The sequence below is a fragment of the Suilimivivens aceti genome (assembly GCF_025567405.1).
Taxonomy (GTDB): Bacteria; Bacillota; Clostridia; order Lachnospirales; family Lachnospiraceae; genus Suilimivivens; species Suilimivivens aceti.
Window position 1 is genome coordinate 57736 of record NZ_JAOQKJ010000017.1, and the last position, 878, is coordinate 58613.

1 protein-coding gene is annotated in these 878 nt (G+C 46.6%); it reads right to left on the reverse strand.

Features of this window, described 5'->3' with window-relative positions; genetic code table 11:
- A partial coding sequence (locus OCV77_RS15180) for a hypothetical protein (protein ID WP_262575856.1) occupies positions 1-878 on the reverse strand: 878 nt, incomplete at both ends.

Below are 878 nucleotides of genomic sequence, written 5' to 3' on the forward strand. Positions count from 1 at the left end.
CATATTTCGGACTACGGTTTTTTTTCCTTCTCTTCTTCCTCTTCTTTCTCCAATGCTTTCTCTCTCTTCCAATAATTCTTCCAATGCCTGGCACATGTTGTATTCCTCCTCTTCCCCGTTTTCTGTTTTATACTTATCCTTCTTCTGAAGCATTGCTGCATTATCTGTCATGACTGCTATTGCTTCCCAGGTTTCTTTGCTCAGATGAGAATAAGCTTCATTTTTCATCAGCTCTGCCATCCTCTCTTTATCCTTCCGGCAGTTCATCGCACGGAACAGATGCCTTAAACCGGAACGGAATGTATCAAACCCATTCTGTTCATTAATGCAGAATAGATGCAAATGGTATTCTTCAAATAACACTCTCAGATTCTCATCCTCTGGATCAAACTCCATCATATCTGACAGCTTTCTTGGCCCGTCCCACGGTTCCTCACCACTGTAGAGGCAGATCGTATAAACCGGATGCAGCCTGTCTGATCTCAGGATTCCTGAAAGTTTCTCATCTATGGTGGTTTTCAGTTCTTCCTCTGATTCTTCCTTATGCCTTCCAAGAAGCCTCCGTTCCCGCTTTCTCTCCTTCAGCTGTCTGCTGTATTCTGCAGCATCATAGCCCATGCACCTAACCGGCATGCCATAGTCTATGTAGCTCTGGTTTTCCACCGCCAGCACCTGAAGGATCATCCCTGAACGGTACCTCATTTTCACATCACGGATGATCTCAGTTCCTTTTTGCAGTGGCTTTCCTGGCTGCTTTTCCTCCGTGGCCACATAGTTCTCCGAAGCCTCCTCCAGATCCTCTGCCCGGATGACCTGCCTTCCCTGAAAGCAGCTGCCATTGAAGAGATCCGCAAACCGCCTTTTGTCCTGCAGATACG